The organism is Rhizobium sp. A22-96, from assembly GCF_053521805.1.
The window spans coordinates 755,664-774,768 of the sequence record NZ_JBNWDQ010000003.1 but is presented as its reverse complement, the minus strand read 5'-3'; the positions used below and the strand labels follow the sequence as shown (position 1 = coordinate 774,768).

19 protein-coding genes are annotated in these 19,105 nt (G+C 59.2%); 13 read left to right on the top strand and 6 right to left on the bottom strand.

What is annotated here, in order from left to right; genetic code table 11:
- Positions 1 to 201 precede the first annotated feature (201 nt).
- The gene (locus ACQZ6F_RS16570) at positions 202 to 1,818 is read left to right on the top strand and encodes a tannase/feruloyl esterase family alpha/beta hydrolase (RefSeq protein WP_449093344.1); all 1,617 of its coding nucleotides are present in this window, start codon (positions 202 to 204) and stop codon (positions 1,816 to 1,818) included.
- Between the two features lie 115 nt (positions 1,819 to 1,933).
- Here ACQZ6F_RS16570 and ACQZ6F_RS16565 read toward each other — a convergent pair whose 3' ends face one another.
- Positions 1,934 to 3,046 carry a sn-glycerol-3-phosphate import ATP-binding protein UgpC gene (locus ACQZ6F_RS16565; RefSeq protein ID WP_077469758.1) on the bottom strand — a complete coding sequence of 371 codons (1,113 nt, stop codon included), beginning with the start codon at positions 3,044 to 3,046 and terminating at the stop codon, positions 1,934 to 1,936.
- A 240-nt stretch (positions 3,047 to 3,286) separates the two neighbouring features.
- Between ACQZ6F_RS16565 and ACQZ6F_RS16560 the strand changes: the two genes are divergently transcribed.
- Positions 3,287 to 4,741, top strand: coding sequence for a cryptochrome/photolyase family protein (locus tag ACQZ6F_RS16560; protein ID WP_449093345.1), 1,455 nt, complete (start codon positions 3,287 to 3,289; stop codon positions 4,739 to 4,741).
- A 6-nt stretch (positions 4,742 to 4,747) separates the two neighbouring features.
- Here the strand turns inward: ACQZ6F_RS16560 and ACQZ6F_RS16555 are convergent, their stop codons facing one another.
- Positions 4,748 to 5,578, bottom strand: a complete 831-nt coding sequence (locus ACQZ6F_RS16555; protein WP_449093346.1) for an SDR family NAD(P)-dependent oxidoreductase — start codon at positions 5,576 to 5,578, stop codon at positions 4,748 to 4,750.
- A 292-nt stretch (positions 5,579 to 5,870) separates the two neighbouring features.
- Here ACQZ6F_RS16555 and ACQZ6F_RS16550 point away from each other — a divergent pair, with 292 nt between their 5' ends.
- The 5 genes from ACQZ6F_RS16550 to ACQZ6F_RS16530 all read left to right on the top strand — a co-directional run bounded on the left by ACQZ6F_RS16550 (position 5,871) and on the right by ACQZ6F_RS16530 (position 9,739).
- Positions 5,871 to 6,911: a cysteine synthase A gene (locus ACQZ6F_RS16550; RefSeq protein WP_449093347.1), complete on the top strand. Its 1,041-nt coding sequence runs from the start codon at positions 5,871 to 5,873 to the stop codon at positions 6,909 to 6,911.
- Between the two features lie 4 nt (positions 6,912 to 6,915).
- Positions 6,916 to 7,653 carry an alanyl-tRNA editing protein gene (locus ACQZ6F_RS16545; RefSeq protein WP_449093348.1) on the top strand — a complete coding sequence of 246 codons (738 nt, stop codon included), beginning with the start codon at positions 6,916 to 6,918 and terminating at the stop codon, positions 7,651 to 7,653.
- Positions 7,654 to 7,719: 66 nt separating this feature from the next.
- The gene (gene sseA / locus ACQZ6F_RS16540; protein WP_449093349.1) at positions 7,720 to 8,577 is read left to right on the top strand and encodes a 3-mercaptopyruvate sulfurtransferase; all 858 of its coding nucleotides are present in this window, start codon (positions 7,720 to 7,722) and stop codon (positions 8,575 to 8,577) included.
- Entirely contained in the window at positions 8,532 to 9,146 is a 615-nt protein-coding gene (locus ACQZ6F_RS16535) for a GNAT family N-acetyltransferase (protein ID WP_449093350.1), read from the top strand. The genes sseA and ACQZ6F_RS16535 overlap by 46 nt, the downstream gene beginning before the upstream one ends.
- An 83-nt stretch (positions 9,147 to 9,229) precedes the next feature.
- Positions 9,230 to 9,739 (top strand): DUF1203 domain-containing protein, encoded by a 510-nt coding sequence (locus ACQZ6F_RS16530; RefSeq protein ID WP_449093699.1) that lies wholly within the window; start codon positions 9,230 to 9,232, stop codon positions 9,737 to 9,739.
- 17 nt (positions 9,740 to 9,756) lie between these two features.
- On the opposite strand, the gene ald is transcribed toward ACQZ6F_RS16530, so the two are convergent.
- A complete protein-coding gene (gene ald, locus ACQZ6F_RS16525; RefSeq protein ID WP_068386147.1) occupies positions 9,757 to 10,875 on the bottom strand; it encodes an alanine dehydrogenase in 1,119 nt (372 codons plus the stop codon).
- Between the two features lie 151 nt (positions 10,876 to 11,026).
- Here ald and ACQZ6F_RS16520 point away from each other — a divergent pair, with 151 nt between their 5' ends.
- A complete protein-coding gene (locus ACQZ6F_RS16520) occupies positions 11,027 to 11,488 on the top strand; it encodes an Lrp/AsnC family transcriptional regulator (protein ID WP_077469751.1) in 462 nt (153 codons plus the stop codon).
- Positions 11,489 to 11,494: 6 nt separating this feature from the next.
- On the opposite strand, the gene ACQZ6F_RS16515 is transcribed toward ACQZ6F_RS16520, so the two are convergent.
- A complete protein-coding gene (locus ACQZ6F_RS16515) occupies positions 11,495 to 12,298 on the bottom strand; it encodes an endonuclease/exonuclease/phosphatase family protein (RefSeq protein WP_449093351.1) in 804 nt (267 codons plus the stop codon).
- A gap of 211 nt (positions 12,299 to 12,509) precedes the next feature.
- Between ACQZ6F_RS16515 and ACQZ6F_RS16510 the strand changes: the two genes are divergently transcribed.
- Positions 12,510 to 12,869, top strand: coding sequence for a PilZ domain-containing protein (locus tag ACQZ6F_RS16510; protein WP_077469749.1), 360 nt, complete (start codon positions 12,510 to 12,512; stop codon positions 12,867 to 12,869).
- A gap of 137 nt (positions 12,870 to 13,006) precedes the next feature.
- A complete protein-coding gene (locus ACQZ6F_RS16505) occupies positions 13,007 to 14,995 on the top strand; it encodes a bifunctional 2',3'-cyclic-nucleotide 2'-phosphodiesterase/3'-nucleotidase (RefSeq protein WP_449093352.1) in 1,989 nt (662 codons plus the stop codon).
- 43 nt (positions 14,996 to 15,038) lie between these two features.
- On the opposite strand, the gene ACQZ6F_RS16500 is transcribed toward ACQZ6F_RS16505, so the two are convergent.
- On the bottom strand, positions 15,039 to 16,007 hold the full coding sequence (locus tag ACQZ6F_RS16500; protein ID WP_077469747.1) for a LysR family transcriptional regulator: 969 nt from the start codon (positions 16,005 to 16,007) through the stop codon (positions 15,039 to 15,041).
- A 136-nt stretch (positions 16,008 to 16,143) separates the two neighbouring features.
- On the opposite strand from ACQZ6F_RS16500, the gene ACQZ6F_RS16495 reads away from it, so the two are divergent.
- On the top strand, positions 16,144 to 16,758 hold the full coding sequence (locus ACQZ6F_RS16495; RefSeq protein ID WP_449093353.1) for an FMN-dependent NADH-azoreductase: 615 nt from the start codon (positions 16,144 to 16,146) through the stop codon (positions 16,756 to 16,758).
- 58 nt (positions 16,759 to 16,816) lie between these two features.
- On the opposite strand, the gene ACQZ6F_RS16490 is transcribed toward ACQZ6F_RS16495, so the two are convergent.
- Entirely contained in the window at positions 16,817 to 17,398 is a 582-nt protein-coding gene (locus ACQZ6F_RS16490) for a TetR/AcrR family transcriptional regulator (protein WP_449093354.1), read from the bottom strand.
- 105 nt (positions 17,399 to 17,503) lie between these two features.
- Between ACQZ6F_RS16490 and ACQZ6F_RS16485 the strand changes: the two genes are divergently transcribed.
- Positions 17,504 to 18,280: an SDR family NAD(P)-dependent oxidoreductase gene (locus ACQZ6F_RS16485; RefSeq protein ID WP_449093355.1), complete on the top strand. Its 777-nt coding sequence runs from the start codon at positions 17,504 to 17,506 to the stop codon at positions 18,278 to 18,280.
- Positions 18,281 to 18,553: 273 nt separating this feature from the next.
- Positions 18,554 to 19,030, top strand: a complete 477-nt coding sequence (locus ACQZ6F_RS16480; RefSeq protein ID WP_449093356.1) for an OsmC family protein — start codon at positions 18,554 to 18,556, stop codon at positions 19,028 to 19,030.
- Positions 19,031 to 19,105 lie beyond the last annotated feature (75 nt).

Below are 19,105 nucleotides of genomic sequence, written 5' to 3'. Positions count from 1 at the left end.
GAGGGCCTGATTGGGGGGATTCGTCAAGTTTCAGCCAATTGCATGCTTTTCGCCATGATCTCGCCACCTGCGCTATCGGCGCGGTGGGGCTTCGTCGCGAAAAGATGGTGCAGGCGCGCGGTTCCCGACAGGAACATCGAAATTGGTCGAGCGACAAATCCAACCATGCAAAGGCATCGAAATTGCAAGGAGGAGGACGCAATGAGACTTTGGCAATTTATCTTGGCGAATGCCGTGCTTTTCTTGAGCGCAGGCGTCAGCGCTGCTCAAGACATGCCAACACCCGAAGAAGCGCATTGCATGGCCTTGCGCGGAATGTTGATTTCCCCGGACAAGATCGGCGAGCCGGCTCGCCGCGCTGTCGTCTATTCCGCTGACCTCCTTAAAGGCGACCAAGCCGCCGGCGGTGGCTTCTGTAAGGTGCTCGGTGGGATCGAGCCCGTTGATCCCAAGGCACCGAACATCAATTTCCAAATCAATCTGCCGCTGACCTGGAACGACAAGATCATCCAGTATGGCGGCGGAGGCTATGACGGAACCCTGATCGAGGCGGTCAAAAACGTCTCCTTTGGCTCGGATGCCGTCCAGACGCCTCTGCAGCGCGGCTATGTTACCTTCGGCAGCGACAGCGGCCACCAGTCGCCATCGGTGCTCGACGGCAAATTTCTCCTGAACGATGAGGCCCTTGCCAATTTCGGCGGTCTGCAAATCAAGAAGACCCACGATGTCACAATGGCCGTGGTCTCCGACTATTACGGCAGGAAGCCGCAGAAGACCTATATTCAAGGCAATTCGCAGGGCGGGCACGAATCCCTGATTGCCATCCAGCGCTGGCCGGCCGATTACGATGGCGCCATCGTCACTCATCCGGCCAACCCCTTCTCCGCCTTGCAGCTTTCCGGCAATCATCTCGCGAAGGCTTTCTATCGGAAGGGCGGCTATCTAAACCCCGCCAAAGTCGAACTGCTCAATTCTGCCGTCACCAGGGCATGCGACAAGCTCGACGGCGTTGAAGACGGCCTCATCTCGAATACGACAGCCTGCGACGCAACCTTCAAGGTTGAGGACCTTCGCTGCACAAGCGGAAAGGATGAAGGCGACACATGCCTTTCAGACGCGCAGATCGCGGTATTGAAGACGATCAACACGCCCTATAAGTCTCCGGTCAAGCTGCAGGACGGTGTCGAGGGCTTCGCGCGCTGGCCGATTTTTCAAGGTGGCGATCTCTATGGTCTCTGGGGTTTCGGCCTATCGCCGGATCTGACAAATCCGCCGACTCCTGTCGCCAATTTCGGCCTTGCCGTCCTGGCAGATCCACTGATCCGCTACGCGATCGTGCGCGATCCGAAGTTCGACACCATGACTTTCGATCCCGCGAAATATGCAAAGCGTATAGGGGAGGTTTCCAAGCTGATCGATGCGAACAGCGCCGACCTGTCCGCATTCGAAAAGCGCGGTGGCAAGATGCTGCTGATGCACGGCACCATCGATTTCGCGATCTCGCCTTACAATACGGTTTCCTACTATGAGCGCGTGGTCAAAACGATGAGGGCGGACGAGGTCCATAGCTTCATGCGCTTCTACCTCGTGCCCGGATTCGGCCATGGCAGCGGCAAGTTCATCGCCGCCTGGGATCCTCTGACGGCATTGGAGAATTGGGTCGAAAAAGGAAAAGCCCCCGAAAATCTGATCGTCGGCGATGCCGGCAAGGATGGCGCCGGCCGCACACGGCCCATGTGCGAATACCCCTCTTATCCGAAATACAAGGCCGGGGCGACCGATCCGAACAAGGCGGAGAGTTTCGAATGCGCCAAATGATCCGCCGGCGAGCCTAGAGCCCGGATCGCTGCCGCAATCGACGGCAGCTCGGCATAAAAAAGCCCGGAAGTCATAAAGACTTCCGGGCACTCCTGCTAAAAATTGATGTCTGAAATTAGTGCGCCATCACCTTAAGCGGCGTGACGGAGGCAACGGCGTCGAGCCGCAGGCCGGTATCCTGTGCAAAGAGATGCGTGTGCTGCGGCGGCAGTTCGAGACCAACGGACTGGCCGGTCTGACCGGTCGTGTGGTCCGATACGGCGACGGCAAAGCTCGATCCGTTTATATCGCAATGGATGACACGGCCGGCGCCGAGTTCTTCAACGAAATCCACCGTCGCCGGAATGGCGCCAAGCGTGCCTGCCGGCACGAGACGGGCATGTTCCGGGCGGATACCGAGGGCGACAGGCTGGCCGGCATGACGCTTGCCGATATTGGCATCAATGCCGATCGGCAGGCCATCGAAGATGAACTGCTCGCCGTTGGCCGAAAATGTGCCTTCCAGGAAGTTCATGGCCGGCGAGCCGATGAAGGAGCCGACGAAGCGGGTGCGCGGCGTGTTGTAGATTTCAAGAGGGGTGCCGACCTGCTCGACATTTCCCTTGTACATGACCACCAGTTTGTCGGCGAGTGTCATGGCCTCGACCTGGTCATGGGTCACGAAAACCGAAGTGGCCGACAGGCGCTTGTGCAGGCGGCGGATTTCGACGCGCATCTGTACGCGCAGTTTGGCATCGAGGTTGGACAGCGGTTCGTCGAAGAGGAAGACCTTCGGCTCGCGGATGATAGCGCGACCCATGGCGACGCGCTGGCGCTGGCCGCCGGAAAGCTCGGCCGGCTTGCGGGCGAGGAAATCCTCCAGGCCGACGATCTTGGCGGTTTCCTTGATGCGTCGGTCACGCTCCTCGCGCGGCACGCCGGCCACCTTCAATGCATAGCCCATATTGGCAGCGACATTCATGTGCGGGTAGAGCGCGTAGTTCTGGAAGACCATGGCGCAGCCGCGCTCGCGGGGCTCAAGCTGATTGACGACCTTGCCGTCGATGATGATCTCGCCCGAGGAAATATCCTCAAGGCCGGCAATCATGCGCAGCAACGTGGACTTGCCGCAGCCGGAAGGCCCGAGAATGACGACGAACTCGCCCGATCGGAAATTCAGGTCGACACCATGAACGACCTCATTGCGTCCATAGGCCTTGCGAACTTGTTCGATCCGAATTTCCGCCATATCAATTTTCCCCGCCTGTCAATTCTGGGCCGTCAATCGGCTGGACTGCTAGCGAATTTGCATTACAGAACAGTGACAAAGACCCTTATATCACAGGCAGTGTCCAGATTCCTTCACGAGAGTTGCGTGTAGAATTCTCTTATGAAACGGGCGGTGGTGGAACCATTCCTCTACCCGCGTCGTATACTGGTTCGGCGGCAACACAACATCTGAAAACCGTACAGGCGACCGACGAGAACCATGACATCATCCAACAGCGAGCCGAAGCCTATCCTCCTGTGGTTCCGCAAGGATCTCCGTCTTGACGACAATCACGCCCTGCAGACGGCGGCGGCCTCAGGGCGGCCTGTCGTTCCCATCTATATCCAAGAGCCGGAAGTGAAAGGCTGTGGGCCGCTCGGGGCGGCACAACGATGGTGGCTGCATCATTCCCTCGCCGCCTTGGACGAAAGTCTTCTCGCGCTCGGCAGCAAGCTTGTTCTGCGAACGGGTGATGCCCTTTCGGTCATCCAAAAGTTTGTCGAGGAAACCGGAGCAGAAGCGATCGTCTGGAACCGCCGCTATGATCCCGCAGGCATGGCTGTGGATATGCACGTCAAGAAGAGCTTGCGGGATGCAGGTTTCGAGGCAAACAGCTTTGCCGGTCAGCTGCTGCACGAACCGTCCCGCGTGCGCACCGGCACGGGCAATCCCTACAAGACCTATACGCCGTTCTGGCGGGCACTGGAGCAATCCGGCGAGCCACCCTTCCCGATCGATGCCCCGAAAAAAATGGAGGCACCCAGCCACTGGCCCCAATCGGATTCGCTCGGCTCGTGGGGGCTGCTGCCGACCAAGCCGAACTGGGCCTCCGATTTCCAGGATATGTGGACACCAGGCGAGGCTGCGGCACGCGAGAAGCTCACCGATTTCATCGAGGCCTCACTCGACAGCTACGCCATCGATCGCGATTTTCCCGACAAGCCGGCAACATCGCTGCTTTCGCCACATCTGGCGCTCGGTGAGATCTCGCCAGCGCGGGTCTGGCACTCTACGCGCGGTCTTCCCAAACATATCCCGACGGACAATATCGTTCGCTTTCGCAAGGAACTGGCGTGGCGGGAATTCTGCTATCATCAGCTCTTCCATTTCCCCAAACTCAATTCGGCCAACTGGAACGATCGCTATGACGATTTCCCATGGCGCTCGGATGCGAAGCTGTTCGACAGCTGGCGGCGTGGGCAAACGGGATATCCGATCGTCGATGCCGGCATGCGACAGCTCTGGCGCCATGGCTGGATGCACAATCGCGTCCGCATGATCGTCGCCTCCTTCCTGATCAAGGATCTATTGATCGACTGGCGCGAGGGAGAAAGCTGGTTCCGCGACACGCTTGTTGATGCCGACCCGGCGGCCAACGCCGCAAACTGGCAATGGGTGGCGGGGTCCGGCGCCGATGCCTCACCCTTCTTCCGCATCTTCAATCCGGTGCTGCAGGGCGAAAAATTTGATGCGGACGGCGGTTATATCAGGACCTTCGTGCCCGAATTGGCCAATCTTGACGGCAAATATATCCATCGGCCATTCGAGGCACCTGATGATGTGCTCAGGCGCTCGGGCATAATACTTGGCCAGCACTATCCACGACCGATCGTCGATCATGCCGTTGCGCGGCGACGCGCGCTTGAAGCGCATGCGTCGCTGAAGACTGAATGATAAGCGCTACTCCGCCGGGTGCGGCGTTGCCCGTGTGCCGACGGACGGCCGCTTGCCGCCGCCTCCGAGAAAATATCGGACCATGCGGAAATAGAGGCCGTAGGGCAGCAGCTTCAAAAGCTTTGCTCGATAGACCATGCTCTTCGGGAAACTGATGTCGAAAGCCGGTGACTTCAATCCGGCAGCGATCGTGTCGGCCGCTTCCTTGGCGGACAGGATACCCGGCATGGCGAATTTGTTGTTCGCCGTCAGCGGCGTTTCGACATAGCCGGGGGTTATGAGCTGGATATGGATGCCCATGCGATCGAGTTCGAAGTTCAGGCTTTCCGCCATGTTGATGAGGGCGGCCTTGGTGGCGCCGTAGGCGGCGCAACCGGGAAGGCCAGCATAGCCCGCAAGTGACGACACAAGCGCAACCTGGCCATATCCCCTGGCCCGCATGTGCCGCACTGCCGGAATGAGGCAATTGACCACGCCATGGAGGTTGACCGCGAAACTGCGGTCGAAAACCTCATGGTTCAGATCCTCGCCGCGCGCCGGCAGATAGATACCGGCATTGAGCACAGCCAGCGCAACCGCGCCGTGCTGATATTCGATAGCCGCTATGGTGTGCTCCATATCTTCGGCATTGGTCACGTCGCCATCCACCACGACGATGCTGCCGGGAAGGCTGCTTGCCTCGGCCTGCAAGGCCAGAAGCTTGTCGTGGCTACGGGCCGTAACGGCCACCTTGTAGCCTTCTTCCGCCAATTTCAGCGCCAGTGCACGGCCGATGCCGGAACTTGCGCCGGTGATCCAGACAACTCCGTGTTCAGGACGTGCGATGAACGGGCTCATGGCTCTTCTCCTTGGCTGGCGGTCGCCTACATCAAACGCTCAATCGCGGCCGTCCGTGGCATTTTAGAAATAGCGCATCATTGTGGCCGCTTTCGGCCAGTTTATTGGTTCGGCGAGGAAATCGATGTCACTTATCGGAGACTAGCAAGAGAGCCGGCACTACCCCAAAGAACGTCGCCCAAGACGAATTTTGCGGGCCGAACAAAGAGCGAGGAACAGAATTTCTTGCCTATATCGCCTTGTGAAGGGAAAAGACCGTTCTTACAGTAGTTGCGAACAGAAGGCAGATTCCATGACCGTCCATCCGTCCGTCCTCGAAGCAATTGGCAATACGCCGCTGATCAAGCTCAAGGGCGCCTCCGAGGCGACGGGCTCGACCATCCTTGGCAAGGCCGAGTTCCTCAACCCCGGTCAGTCGGTCAAGGATCGCGCCGCGCTCTATATCATTCGCGATGCCGAGAAGAAGGGGTTGCTCAGGCCCGGTGGCGTTATCGTCGAGGGCACGGCCGGCAATACTGGCATCGGCCTGACGCTTGTCGCCAAGGCACTCGGCTATCGCACTGTTATCGTCATTCCGGAAACCCAGAGCCAGGAAAAGAAGGATGCGCTGAAGCTGCTCGGCGCTGAATTGGTCGAGGTTCCAGCCGTTCCCTACAAGAACCCGAACAATTATGTGAAGGTCTCGGGCCGGCTGGCCGAGCAACTGGCAAAGACGGAGCCGAACGGCGCGATCTGGGCGAACCAGTTCGACAACGTCGCCAACCGTCAGGCGCATATCGAGACGACCGCCAAGGAAATCTGGACTGACACCAATGGCAAGATCGACGGCTTCATCTGCTCGGTCGGCTCCGGTGGCACATTGGCGGGCGTCGCCATGGGCCTGCATGGCTTCAACAAGGACATCAAGATCGGCATCGCCGACCCGGAAGGCGCCGCGCTTTATGAGTTCTACAAGAACGGCGAGCTGAAATCCTCCGGCTCTTCGATCACCGAGGGCATCGGCCAGGGCCGGATAACGGCCAATCTGGAAGGTTTTACGCCTGATTTCGCCTACCAGGTCACCGATGCAGAAGCCCTGCCCTATCTTTTCGATCTGGTCGAATATGAAGGCCTGTGCCTTGGCGGCTCGACGGCCATCAACATCGCGGGCGCCGTACGCCTGGCGAGGGATCTTGGCCCGGGACATACGATCGTGACCATCCTGTGCGATTACGGCAATCGCTATCAGTCCAAGCTCTTCAATCCGGATTTTCTGAAGTCGAAGGGCCTGCCGCTGCCATCCTATCTTGCAAAGCGGACGGATATTTCCGTCCCATATGAAACAGTAGCGTGAACTCATGACCGTGAATGCCCTCTATCGTGACGATTTCTACCTCTCGACCGCAGAGGCGGTGGTAACCGCAATCCATGAAGACGGGGGCATCGAGCTCGACCAGACCTGCTTTTACGCAACCTCGGGCGGACAGCCTGGTGATACCGGCTTCCTGGAACGCGGTGACGGTTCCAGGATCATGCTTGGGCAGACGAAGCATGGTCCGATCAAAGACATCATCATCCATGTGCCGCTCGAAGGCGAACCTCTGCCCATTCTCGGCGAAAAGCTGGTGCTGCATATCGACTGGCCGCGCCGCTACAAGCTGATGCGCATGCACACGGCCTGTCACCTGCTCTCGGTGATCTGCCCCTACCCGATCACCGGTGCAGCGGTCGGCGAGGAAGAAAGCCGGGTCGATTTCGACATGAGCGAGACGATCTACAAGGACGAAGTGACGGCCAAGATGATGGCCCTCATCAATGAGAACCATCCCGTGTTCCTCCAGTGGATCACCGACGAGGAACTGGCGGCCAATCCCGGCATCGTCAAATCCAAGAACGTGCGGCCGCCGATGGGGCTTGGCCGCGTCAGTCTTGTCTGCATCGGCGAGGATTCCGCCGTTGACAGCCAGCCCTGCGGCGGCACACATGTGTCCGAGACACAGGAAGTCGGGGCGATCCACATCGCCAAGATCGAAAAGAAGGGCAAGGAAAACCGCCGCTTCCGCATTCGGTTCGGGGCATCGACCGACGAGAATTGACCGGGCCAGCGCCCATATCCATATCCCCATATCCAAGCCGATAAATCATAGCAGGGAGAGATCATCATGGCAGCGGACAAGAGCCGTTTCGTCGTATCCGCCGACTGGCTGCAGAGCGAGTTGGGTGCCAAGGACCTGCGCATCCTCGACGCGTCCTTCTATCTACCGGCGCAGAAGCGCAATGCCGACGCCGAATATGCCAGCGGCCATATTCCGGGCGCCATCCGCTTCGATCAGGACAAGATATCGGATCATTCGACCAACCTGCCGCATATGGTCCCCTCGCCCGAATTCTTTGCCGCGGAAGTCGGCAAGCTCGGCATCAGTGAGACCGACCGCATCGTCATCTATGACGGCCCGGGCCTGTTTGCTTCACCGCGCGTCTGGTGGCTGTTCCACATCGTCATGGGGGCACCGAACGTCTTCGTGCTCGACGGCGGCCTGGATGGCTGGAAGGCCGAGGGACGTCCGCTGGAAACAGCGCTACCTGCCTTCGAAGCGGCGACCTTCAAGCCGAAGTTCAACGGCAGCCGTGTCGTTTCCCTTGAAGAGATGCGTGGCATCGTCGATAGCCACGCCCTGCAGATCGCGGACGCACGCAGCGCCGGCCGCTTTGCAGCCGCAGAGCCGGAGCCGCGCGAAGGCATGCGCTCGGGCCATATGCCGGGAGCTCGTAACCTGCCATCGGGTGTGTTTGCCACGAACGGCAAGTTCAAGTCCTTGCCGGAACTGCGTGAGACGATAGAGAAGGCCGGCATCGATCTCGACAAGCCTGTCGTCACCACCTGCGGCTCGGGCATTACCGCAGCAATCATCACGCTGGCGCTCGAATCGCTCGGCCATGGCGACAACAAGCTCTATGACGGCTCCTGGTCGGAATGGGGCAGCCGCCCGGATACGCCCATCGTTACTGGTCAAGATTGAGCAGCGCGGTCGTGAAAACCCCTTCATCGATCAAGGTCCATATCACCCGTCTGGAAATGACGGCGCCGCCCAAGACCAGTCTGGCGGTGCCGGTCAACATCCAGACGGCCATCATGCGTTCTCCGGGCATTCCGCTACCCTTCTATCGTTATCTCTATCGCCAGGTCGGCGCCCGCTGGCACTGGGTCGACAGGCTTCGCCTCTCTGACGAGGAATTGGCGTCGGCCCTCCACGACCCGCGCAATGACATCAGCGTGCTCTACGTCAACGGCGCACCGGGCGGCTTCTTCGAATATTTCCGTCAGGATGAAGAGACGATCGAGCTCAGCCATTTCGGCCTCATCGAAAATGCGCTCGGCCTCGGCATCGGCAAATGGTTCCTGCTCCAGTCGCTCTACGCGATCTGGGCGCTGAACCCGCAACGCATCGTGACGACGACGAACAATCTCGATCATCCGCGAGCCCTGCAGCTCTACCAGATGTTCGGCTTCTCGCCGACATCAACCGGCGAAGGCATCGTCCGACCACTGAGCGATAAGGAACTGCTGGAGCTCGCCAGGAAGGGCTAGGGTATTTTAGGGGCGGCAGGAATCGGGTGGCTTCCTGCGCTGGTCCGGAGCATCACATGGTAAATCTCGAAAGGAGCTTTGCCATGCCTTCCGTCACCTTTGCAGCCATGCCCACATCCGATGCCGAAATTCTCTGGAACGGTGGTGCCGACGCCTATGGTCACCAGCCGGAGACCATGATCTCCGATGGTCCGGGTCATCCCTGCCGCCACTGCCTGCACAATATCGCGGCCGGCGAAGAGCTTTTCGTCTTTGCCTACCGCCCCTTCCCGGAATTGCAGCCCTATGCGGAAACCGGCCCGATCTTCCTGCACAAGACGCCCTGCAAGCGCTACGAGGCAGCGGAAGTCCTGCCGCCCGTGCTGGCGACCAGCCGCGACTTCATCGTGCGTGGTTATGGGAAGAACAACCGCATCGTCTATGGAACCGGCGCCGTAACGCCGACGGGGGATATTCCTGCCTATGCCGCCTCGCTGCTCGAACGTCCCGACATCGCCTATGTCCATGTTCGCTCGGCGCGCAACAACTGCTATCAGTGCCGGATCGATAAAACCGAAACGCCGGCATACACGGATGCCGGCGTTTCCATCTGACGTACGCGCGATGGGCTTTACGCGACGTTCAGAATGCTTTCCGGCGCGACGGCCTCGTAACCCAAGGCTTCAGCCACCGGCTTGTTGGTGACGCGGCCCTTGTGCACGTTAAGGCCATTGCGGAGGTGCTTGTCTTCCGCGATGGCGCGCAGGCCGCGATCGGCCAAGGCCAGACCGTGATAGATGGTGGCGTTATTCAGCGCGTGCGCCGAGGTGACCGGAACAGCGCCGGGCATGTTGGCGACACAATAGTGCACGACGCCCTCGACCACGTAGGTCGGGTCGGAATGGGTTGTCGCATGCGAGGTTTCGAAGCAGCCGCCCTGATCGATGGCGACGTCGACAATGACCGAGCCCTTCTTCATGCCGGACAGCATCTCATGCGTGACGAGTTTCGGCGCAGCGGCACCGGGGATCAGAACTGCGCCGATGACCAGGTCGGCGGAGAAGACTTCCTCTTCCAGCGCCTGAATGCTGGAATAGCGGGTGTGGACGCGGCCGTTGAAGATATCGTCCAGCTGGCGCAGGCGCGGCAGCGAGCGGTCGAGGATGCTGACGTCGGCGCCGAGACCAGCCGCCATCTTGGCCGCATGCAGGCCGACGACACCACCGCCGATGATGGTGACCTTGGCCGGCAGAACGCCCGGCACGCCGCCGAGCAGGATACCGAGGCCGCCATTGGCCTTCTGCAGGGCCGTGGCACCCGCCTGGATCGATAGACGGCCAGCGACCTCGGACATCGGCGCCAGCAGTGGCAGGCCGCCACGCTCGTCGGTGACGGTCTCATAGGCAATGGCGGTCACGCCCGAAGCCAGCAGGCCCTTGGTCTGCTCCGGATCGGGTGCCAGATGCAGATAGGTGTAGAGAAGCTGGCCCTCACGAAGCTGCGCCCATTCGGAAGGCTGCGGCTCCTTGACCTTCACGATCATGTCGCACTTGTCGAAAATATCCTTGGCGCTGGCGGCGATCTTGGCGCCGGCGGCGATATAGGCATGATCGTCGGCACCGATGCCGGCACCGGCCTTCGTCTCGACCCAGACCTCGTGGCCATGGGCGACATATTCACGGACGGATGCCGGCGTCAGGCCGACGCGATATTCGTGGTTCTTGATTTCCTTGGGGCAACCAACGCGCATTTCATTCCTCCTCGAATGGTTTTGCGTCTGCAATCTCTCCGAGGGAAATCAGACCACCTCCGCTCTGCAATGTCCTTGCAAAGACGATTTGCGCTACCATCATTTTTCGTGAATTATTGCGCCAACAAGAGTTTTTTCGAAGGATCTTCGAATGTCTGACCTCGACGCCATCGATCATTCGATTCTGCGGATGCTGCAGCAGAACGCGCGGATGACCAATGCGGATCTCGCCGAGAAGGTCGGCCTGTCGCCATCGGCCTGCTCGCGCCGGCTCGATATCTTGGAAAAGAACGGCGTCATCGACGGCTATCATGCGCATCTGTCGCACAAGGCGCTGGACTACAAGATGATCGCCTTCGTGCATATCTCGCTGTCCGGCCAATTCGCCAAGACGCTTTCGGAGTTCGAAACGGCCGTGAAGCGTTGTCCGAACGTGCTCTCCTGCTACCTCATGTCGGGGGAATACGACTACATATTACGCGTCGCCACACGCGATCTGGAAGACTATGAGCGCATCCATCGCGACTGGCTTTCGGCGCTGCCGCATGTCGTGAAGATCAATTCCAGCTTCGCCCTGCGCGAGATCATCGACCGGCCGAATGTCGGCCTTTGAACTCTATCATCGCAGGTCCAGCAGCAACGCGCGGTGATCCGATACCTCGGGCTCGGCCACGGGATCGAATTTGATCACCTCAACATCTGGCGTCACCAGCATGTAATCGGCAAAACGAGGCTGCTTTTTGTAGTGAGACGTGCGGGTATCGTCATGTCCCCGTGAGGTGACGAGATCGACAAGACCAAGGTTGCCGAGAGCTTCGAATGTAACGCTATCCGGCAACACATTGAAATCGCCGCAGACAACCAGCCGCTCGTCGCCTTGCCGCACCTGACGGATAATCTCAACCAGTGCATCCGCCTGATGACGCCGGGCGGGCGTATCTCCCTTGCCCGCCGTATCGCGAAGGCCGTGCATATGGGCAATGGTGATCGGGTAATCGTGCTCATAGTCGAAAAGGCGGATGCAGTGGGCATTGCGCGACCTTGGATGCGCGCCCCAGCCGTTGGCCGAAAATTCGCCGTGCACGAACCCGGTGGCCTGACCGATGACCGGATAGGACTTACGGACGAAGGTCGCCAGGCCAAATTCCGAAAAGAGCTGTCGGTCGCTGTCGAAGAGATCACCCCGCGCAACCGGAAGGAAGAATGCATCGTGACCCGGTAGGGCGGCCTGCAGCTCCTCGAAGAGATTCGCCCGTTGCTGAAGCTCCACGCCGTGATCGCGATAAACAAGCCAATCGGACTTCGAATCGAGTGTACGCACAACTTCCTGCAGGCACAGGACATCCGCATCCACATCGATGAGATAAGGCATGAGCGGCTCATGCAACTGGCCGCCCCATGCATTCAAAGAAACGATGCGCAACGTCCTTCCCCTTTTCCATATCTGCTTGCCAATCGACGTCCGCCCAACAACAGGAAACCTGCTGGCCCTCGAAGAAACTTCCCAGCTGATCGTCTGAGACTGGTGCCGATTCGAGACGTTCGCTTACAATTTTAGCGGTTACCCTAAGAATTTTTCAATGCACGCATGCTATCCAAAACCTGAAAAAAGATGTGCGAGCCGGGATAACATTATGCAGTCCTCTTCGAAATCTCTCGTTCAAGATAATCTGAAGATCAAGTCACGAGGTTCGCCGCGCCAACATGCCCGACTAACCGGCCACGTGCGGTATTTCACCAAGCTTGTTGCAGGCCGTGTCGTCAACATTTCCACCAGTGGGATTGCTCTCGATCTACAGGGACCGCTCTATGCAGCTGCAGGCAGCAAGGTTCGTGTCGAATGCGATGATATCGGCCTGCTGGATGGTTTCGTCCGTTGGGCCCACAACGGCCGTATCGGCATCGAGTTCGACCGCTCGTCCAATGCATCGGCAAAGGTCGCTTCCTATTTCCGCTTTTTCCACAAGGACATAAAGCCGGTTCTGAAACGTTAAGCGCTTGCGGAAGGCTGCCGATCGCCGTCCACAATAAGCCTGTCACATTACTGGTGCACACCTTCGCAAATCGTCCTAATCTCCCTCACCCGAGAGATGATCGCGGGACCATAGCCCCACCGTAGAAGGAGTGTTTCATGTCTTCCATTCTGGATTTGCCCAGTATGTCGCGCCGTTCCCTGCTGCAGGGCCTCAGTGCCACTGCGGCGTTGATCATGCTGCATCCCTTTGCAGCGCGCGCGGCCGGCAACCAGGCGCATCTGCGTCTCATGGAAACCACTGACATCCACGTCAACGTCTTCCCCTACGACTACTATGCCGACAAGCCGAATGACACGATGGGTCTGACGCGTACCGCGACGATCATCGACAACATCCGTGCGGAAGCTACCAACTCGCTGTTGATCGACAATGGCGACGTGCTGCAGGGCAACCCGATGGGCGATTACATGGCCTACCAGCACGGCATGAAGGACGGCGACGTCCATCCCGTCATCAAGGCAATGAACACGCTCGGCTACTCCGTTGGAACGCTCGGCAACCACGAATTCAATTACGGCCTCGACTTCATGTTCAAGGTGCTGGCCGGCGCGAACTTCCCCTTCGTCTGCGCCAATCTGACAAAGGGCCAGCTCGCTTCCGATCCGACGAAGGACGACCTGTTCTTCAAGCCCTATCTGATCCAGGAAAAGAAGATCAAGGACGGATCAGGCAATGAAAGCCCGATCAAGATCGGCTTCATCGGCTTCGTGCCGCCGCAGATCATGCTCTGGGATATCAAGAACCTCGAAGGCAAGGCGCAGACGCGCGATATCGTCGAAGCCGCTAAGGCCTGGGTGCCGGTCATGAAGGCTGAGGGTGCGGATATCATCATCGCTCTCTCGCATTCCGGTATCGACGGCAGCGGCCCATCCGACAAGATGGAAAACGCCTCGCTCTATGTTGCTGCCGTTGACGGCATCGACGCCGTCTTCACCGGCCACCAGCATCTCGTCTTCCCTGGCCCAAAGACTTGGGACGGCATCAAGGATGCCGATCCGGTCAAGGGCACGCTGCATGGCAAGCCTGCCGTCATGGCCGGCTTCTGGGGGTCGCATCTCGGCCTCATCGACCTGCTGCTCGAAAAGGACGGCAAGAGCTGGAAGATCGTCGATTTCACCTCCGAGGCGCGGCCGATCTATCACCGCGACGACAAGAAGAAGGTCATCGCCGATGTTGCCGACAAAAAGGAAGTGGTGGAAGCGGCCAAGGCCGAGCATGAAGCGACGCTGACCTATGTCCGCACGCCCGTCGGCAAGACCTCCGCACCGCTCTACTCCTATTTCGCGCTGGTCGCGGACGATCCATCCGTCCAGATCGTCAGCCAGGCGCAGGTCTGGTACATCAAGGACATGCTGAAGGAGACGCATTACAAGGACCTGCCGGTTCTTTCAGCCGCAGCTCCCTTCAAATGCGGCGGCCGCAACGGCGCCGACTACTATACGGACGTTCCGGCCGGCAATATCGCCATCAAGAACGTCGCCGACCTCTACCTCTATCCCAACACGGTGCAGGCCGTCGTCATCAACGGCGCGCAGGTCAAGAACTGGCTGGAAATGTCGGCTGCCATGTTCAATCAGGTCAAGCCCGGCGCCAAGGATGCCGATCTTATCAACAACGCCTTCCCATCCTACAATTTCGACGTGATCGACGGCGTCACCTACCAGATCGACGTGTCGCAACCGCGCCGCTTCGGCGATGACGGCAAGGTTCTGAATGCCGATTCGAACCGCATCCAGAACCTGCAGTTCGATGGCAAGCCGATCGATCCCACGCAGAAATTCGTCGTGGTCAGCAACAACTATCGCGCCGGCGGCGGTGGCAATTTCCCCGAGATCGGCGCCGACAAGGTCGTCTACCAGGCACCGGATACCAACCGCGACGTCATCGTGCGCTACGTGCACGATCAGGGCACGATCAATCCGACCGCCGACGGCAACTGGACCTTCAAGCCGCTGCCGGGCACGACAGCGGTGTTCCAGAGCTCGCCAAAGGCCAAGGATTTCCTGGATCAGGTTAAGAGCGTGAAGATCGAAGACGCCGGCGAAGGTGCCGACGGCTTCCGCAATTACCGGCTGGTGCTGTAAGCCGTCAGAATATCGCCCTCTCCCCGGCTCGGGGAGAGGGTCCTCATTCGGCTGCCAGCTGCGTCTCTTCCGGATGAAACATCTCGACCGCCGCCTTGAAATCCGCCTGGTTCGGGCAGCGGGAAAGGCGTGAGCTGAAGGCTTCGATCATCCAGGCCGCAGCCGGACCGGGAGGGTTATCGAGCTTGCGAACCGCATAGATCGGATATTCGCTCTGGTCGTAGGCATCCAGCGCCAGCGGCACCAGACGCCCCTTCTGCAAATCCTCCATGATGAACGAGGCCGGTAGCCCACCCCAACCAAGCCCGCCGCGGATCAACTGATGCTTGGTGGCGATATCGCTGACATGCCAGATCTTGTAGGACAGGACATTGAAATCCTTGCCGTTCGTGAGGCTTGAGGCATCGGTGACGACCAGCTGCACTTCCTCGCGCACATCGGCAAGCGCCAGCGGCCGTCCCAGACGGGCAAGCGGATGGGTGGGCGCTGCGACCGGTAACATGAAGGAATGGCCGATGCGTTCGATGACCAATGCATCATCCTGCTTCAATATCGAGCCGCCAATACCGATCGTCGATTTGCCACTGGTAACCAGCTCCAGCATCGAACCAAGCTCACCAGTATCGAGACGCAGCGACACAAAGGGGAAGCGGTCACGGAATTCCCGCAGCACGTCGACGGTGGCATGGACCGGCACCATGACGCTGATGGCAACGGACACTTCCGCCTCAAGCCCAGTCTTCAAGCCCTTCACCCTGGCGCGCATCACCTGAAGGTCCGACAGGATGCGCCGCGCATCCTCCAGCATCACCCTGCCCGCATCCGTCAATCTCGGCTGGCGCGAGCCAGAGCGCTCGAACAGCGGCATTTCAAGCTGCGCCTCCAGATTGGCGATCGTATAGCTGATGACCGACTGAGCACGGTTGAGCACGCGCGAGGCAGCCGAAAAACTGCCTGATTCCGCAACGGTCAGAAAGACCTGCAATTGGTCGAGGGTGGGATTGGGGAGCATCTGCCATCCATTCTATCGATAACTATGATCCATATTATCACAGTTTTTCTCGATGGCACTGAGGACTTATCTCTTTGGGGGAAGGTGATCGGGTTCTCCCGCCCGATTTCGCAACTCATTGAAAAGGAATAACGACATGTCCTCCATTCTGCTTCTGACATCCAGCCCGCGCGCTGACTCGCTCTCGACCAAGATCGCCACCGAGCTTGCCGACAAGATCAAGGCAAACAACCCGGGCAAGACCATCGTTCATCGCGACCTCGCCGCCGACGCGCTGCCGCATATCGACGGCCCTTTCACGGCCGCGATCCGCACGCCCGTTGACGCTCGCACACCTGAACAGAACGAACTGGTGAAGGTTTCCGACGCACTCGTCGACGAACTGCTCGCTGCCGACACCGTGGTCATCGGCACCGGCCTCATCAACTTCAACATCTATTCGTCGCTGAAGACCTGGATCGATAACATCGCTCGCGCCGGCCGTACCTTCACCTACACCGAAACCGGCCCGAAGGGCCTGGCTACCGGTAAGAAGGCCTATATCGTTCTCGCATCCGGCGGCGTTTACTCCGAAGGCCCGGCTGCTCCGTTGAACCATGCTGTCCCGTACCTGAAGTCGGTTCTCGCCTTCATCGGCATTACCGAAGTCGAGACCGTCTATGTCGAAGGCATCGCCTTCGGTCCGGAAGCAGTCGAGAAGGCAATCGGTGCCGCTCAGGCCCGCGCATCCGAACTGGCGCTTGCTGCCTAATCGACGGCGCTACCCAAGCATTGAAGGCGGTCGGCATTTGTCGGCCGCCTTTTCATTTTTATTCGGCCTTCGCCAAACTCTTCACGAACTGGTTCACCGTCTCCAGAATTTCACTGGAGAGCGTTTCGTCGTTGGCCACGCGCGCGAGACCGACGGCGCCGGTCATCAGGCAGGATGCGATAATCGCCTTCTGCCTTGCATCGATCGTTTCCGGCTGCGGCATACGCGCCGTCATGGCATCGAAATTCTTCCGTAGTCCTTCCGTTGCGATAGTGCGGACCGCCTCGCTGCTGCGGGCCATGTCTGCCGTCAGTGCGGCATAGGCGCAGCCCTCGCCGCAATGATCCCGATGAGTTTCGCTGAGATAGGTCTCGACATACTCATTCAGCGGTATGTGTGCGGGATCGATGCCTTTCTCCTCCTGCTGTTTCCGCCAGGATTCGACAGCCGATTGCACCGCCTCCGCCACCAGCTCGTCACGAGAGGCGAAGTGCTTGTAGAAGCCGCCGACGGTCAGTCCCGCTTCCTTCATCAGATCCGCGACGCCGATCCCGTCCAGGCCCTCTTCTCGCAGGCGTCTCGCGGCAAGCTCGACGATGCGTTCATGCGTCTTCTGTTTTTCCAATTGTGAACGGCCCATCGAGAATCCTTTCCGCTTAGCCTTGACAAAATGGATTACGAACATAATCCTTATAGAGAACGATCATAATCCAGATCGTGAGAAAAGCCAACAGGAGCTATGAACATGCGTCTCAAGAACAAGGTCGCCGTCATCACGGGCGGAAACAGCGGTATCGGCCTCGCTACAGCCCGCCTCTTCCTCGCCGAGGGTGCAAAGGTCGTCATCACCGGCCGCAATCCGCAGACGCTTGCAGCGGCCGCAAAGGAACTGGGTGACAACGTGCTGGCCTTGCAGGCCGACACCACAGACATTCCGGCAATGGAGAAGGCTTTCGCTCAGGCGACGGAGAAGCTCGGAAAATTCGACATCGTCTTCGCCAATGCCGGGATTGGCGGCGAAACCCCGGTCGGCCAGACCACGCTCGAGCAGTTCGAGACCATCGTCCGCATCAATTTCACCGGCGTCTTCTTCACCGTGCAGGCCGCGCTGCCCTATCTGAACGACGGCGGCTCCGTGATCCTGAATGGCTCTGTTCATGCCGTGCTCGGTATTCCCGGTTATTCGGCCTATGCGGGCACGAAGGGCGCCGTTCGCGCCATGACCCGCAATCTGGCATCGGAGCTCGCTCCGCGCGGCATCCGCGTCAACCAGGTCACTCCTGGCGCCACCAGGACACCGATCTGGGATTCAAGTGCAGCAACGCCGGACGCCAAGGACGCGCTCGAGGCCTATCTCGGCAGCTTGAGCCCGCTCGGTCGTATGAGCGAAGCCGATGAGCTCGCCAAGGCCGCCCTCTATCTCGCATCAGACGATTCCGTCAACGTCACGGCGATCGAGATCACGGTTGACGGCGGTGCCATCAACGCCCCCTCCGGCGCCAAGATATTCCGCAAGGGTTGAGCCTACAGAGCTTAGGCGCCCGCTCGTCTCTTTGCGAGCCGGTGCCTTGGCCTTATTAAGAAGGCCGCCGGAAGCGTGATGCTGGAGGCGGCCTTTCCTTTTCGGGAATGCGGCTCGCATCTCCGAATTCCGATTGCCGCGCGAGACCGGTCTGCAATTTATCGCAAAAGTGGCTTAAGCCTTCAGCCGATCCGTTGCAGTATACGCGATCACGATGCTTCGATGGAATACATCCGGAGCACAGACTTACTGGTGTGAAGTCGGAGGGTTCTCGTGAAAGACAAGCTGCATACCTACATCGTCAATGTCGTCTGGACCGGAAATGACGGCATCGGAACGTCGAGCTACCGCGGCTATAAACGAGATCATGAGATACGTGCCGAGGGTAAACCGGCGATCACCGGCTCTTCCGACCCGAGTTTCCGAGGCGATCCAGCGCGCTGGAACCCCGAGGAACTGCTGGTCGCATCACTCTCGGCCTGTCACAAGCTTTGGTATCTCGGCCTTTGCGCGCAAGCCGGCGTTGTCGTCCTGTCTTACGAGGACGCAGCGGAGGGAATCATGCTGGAAGAGAGTGGTGGCGCCGGGCAATTCACCTCAGTCACCCTGCATCCCAGGATCGTCATCGACGCCACATCGGACGCAAAGATAGCGCTTGAGCTGCATCACAAGGCGCACGAAATGTGCTTCATTGCGCGCTCGGTGAATTTTCCCGTTACCAACGAACCGCAGATTTCCGTGGCAGCATGAGATTGCTAGCCATCGAAGGAACACTCAGTTCCTTCGATGGCTTTTACCGCTCACGGCTTATCACCAATTAGCTTT

Bases quoted from the DNA above. Each gene is read 5' to 3' on its own strand.
- ACQZ6F_RS16520 (WP_077469751.1), top strand. From the start codon at position 11,027: ATGTCTGACCTCGACGCCATCGATCATTCGATTCTGCGGATGCTGCAG.
- ACQZ6F_RS16495 (WP_449093353.1), top strand. From the start codon at position 16,144: ATGTCCTCCATTCTGCTTCTGACATCCAGCCCGCGCGCTGACTCGCTC.
- ACQZ6F_RS16510 (WP_077469749.1), top strand. From the start codon at position 12,510: ATGCAGTCCTCTTCGAAATCTCTCGTTCAAGATAATCTGAAGATCAAG.
- ACQZ6F_RS16500 (WP_077469747.1), bottom strand. From the start codon at position 16,007: ATGCTCCCCAATCCCACCCTCGACCAATTGCAGGTCTTTCTGACCGTT.
- sseA (WP_449093349.1), top strand. From the start codon at position 7,720: ATGGCAGCGGACAAGAGCCGTTTCGTCGTATCCGCCGACTGGCTGCAG.
- ACQZ6F_RS16535 (WP_449093350.1), top strand. From the start codon at position 8,532: ATGGGGCAGCCGCCCGGATACGCCCATCGTTACTGGTCAAGATTGAGC.
- ACQZ6F_RS16485 (WP_449093355.1), top strand. From the start codon at position 17,504: ATGCGTCTCAAGAACAAGGTCGCCGTCATCACGGGCGGAAACAGCGGT.
- ACQZ6F_RS16550 (WP_449093347.1), top strand. From the start codon at position 5,871: ATGACCGTCCATCCGTCCGTCCTCGAAGCAATTGGCAATACGCCGCTG.
- ACQZ6F_RS16530 (WP_449093699.1), top strand. From the start codon at position 9,230: ATGCCTTCCGTCACCTTTGCAGCCATGCCCACATCCGATGCCGAAATT.
- ACQZ6F_RS16545 (WP_449093348.1), top strand. From the start codon at position 6,916: ATGACCGTGAATGCCCTCTATCGTGACGATTTCTACCTCTCGACCGCA.
- ACQZ6F_RS16560 (WP_449093345.1), top strand. From the start codon at position 3,287: ATGACATCATCCAACAGCGAGCCGAAGCCTATCCTCCTGTGGTTCCGC.
- ACQZ6F_RS16555 (WP_449093346.1), bottom strand. From the start codon at position 5,578: ATGAGCCCGTTCATCGCACGTCCTGAACACGGAGTTGTCTGGATCACC.
- ACQZ6F_RS16505 (WP_449093352.1), top strand. From the start codon at position 13,007: ATGTCTTCCATTCTGGATTTGCCCAGTATGTCGCGCCGTTCCCTGCTG.
- ald (WP_068386147.1), bottom strand. From the start codon at position 10,875: ATGCGCGTTGGTTGCCCCAAGGAAATCAAGAACCACGAATATCGCGTC.
- ACQZ6F_RS16565 (WP_077469758.1), bottom strand. From the start codon at position 3,046: ATGGCGGAAATTCGGATCGAACAAGTTCGCAAGGCCTATGGACGCAAT.
- ACQZ6F_RS16570 (WP_449093344.1), top strand. From the start codon at position 202: ATGAGACTTTGGCAATTTATCTTGGCGAATGCCGTGCTTTTCTTGAGC.
- ACQZ6F_RS16490 (WP_449093354.1), bottom strand. From the start codon at position 17,398: ATGGGCCGTTCACAATTGGAAAAACAGAAGACGCATGAACGCATCGTC.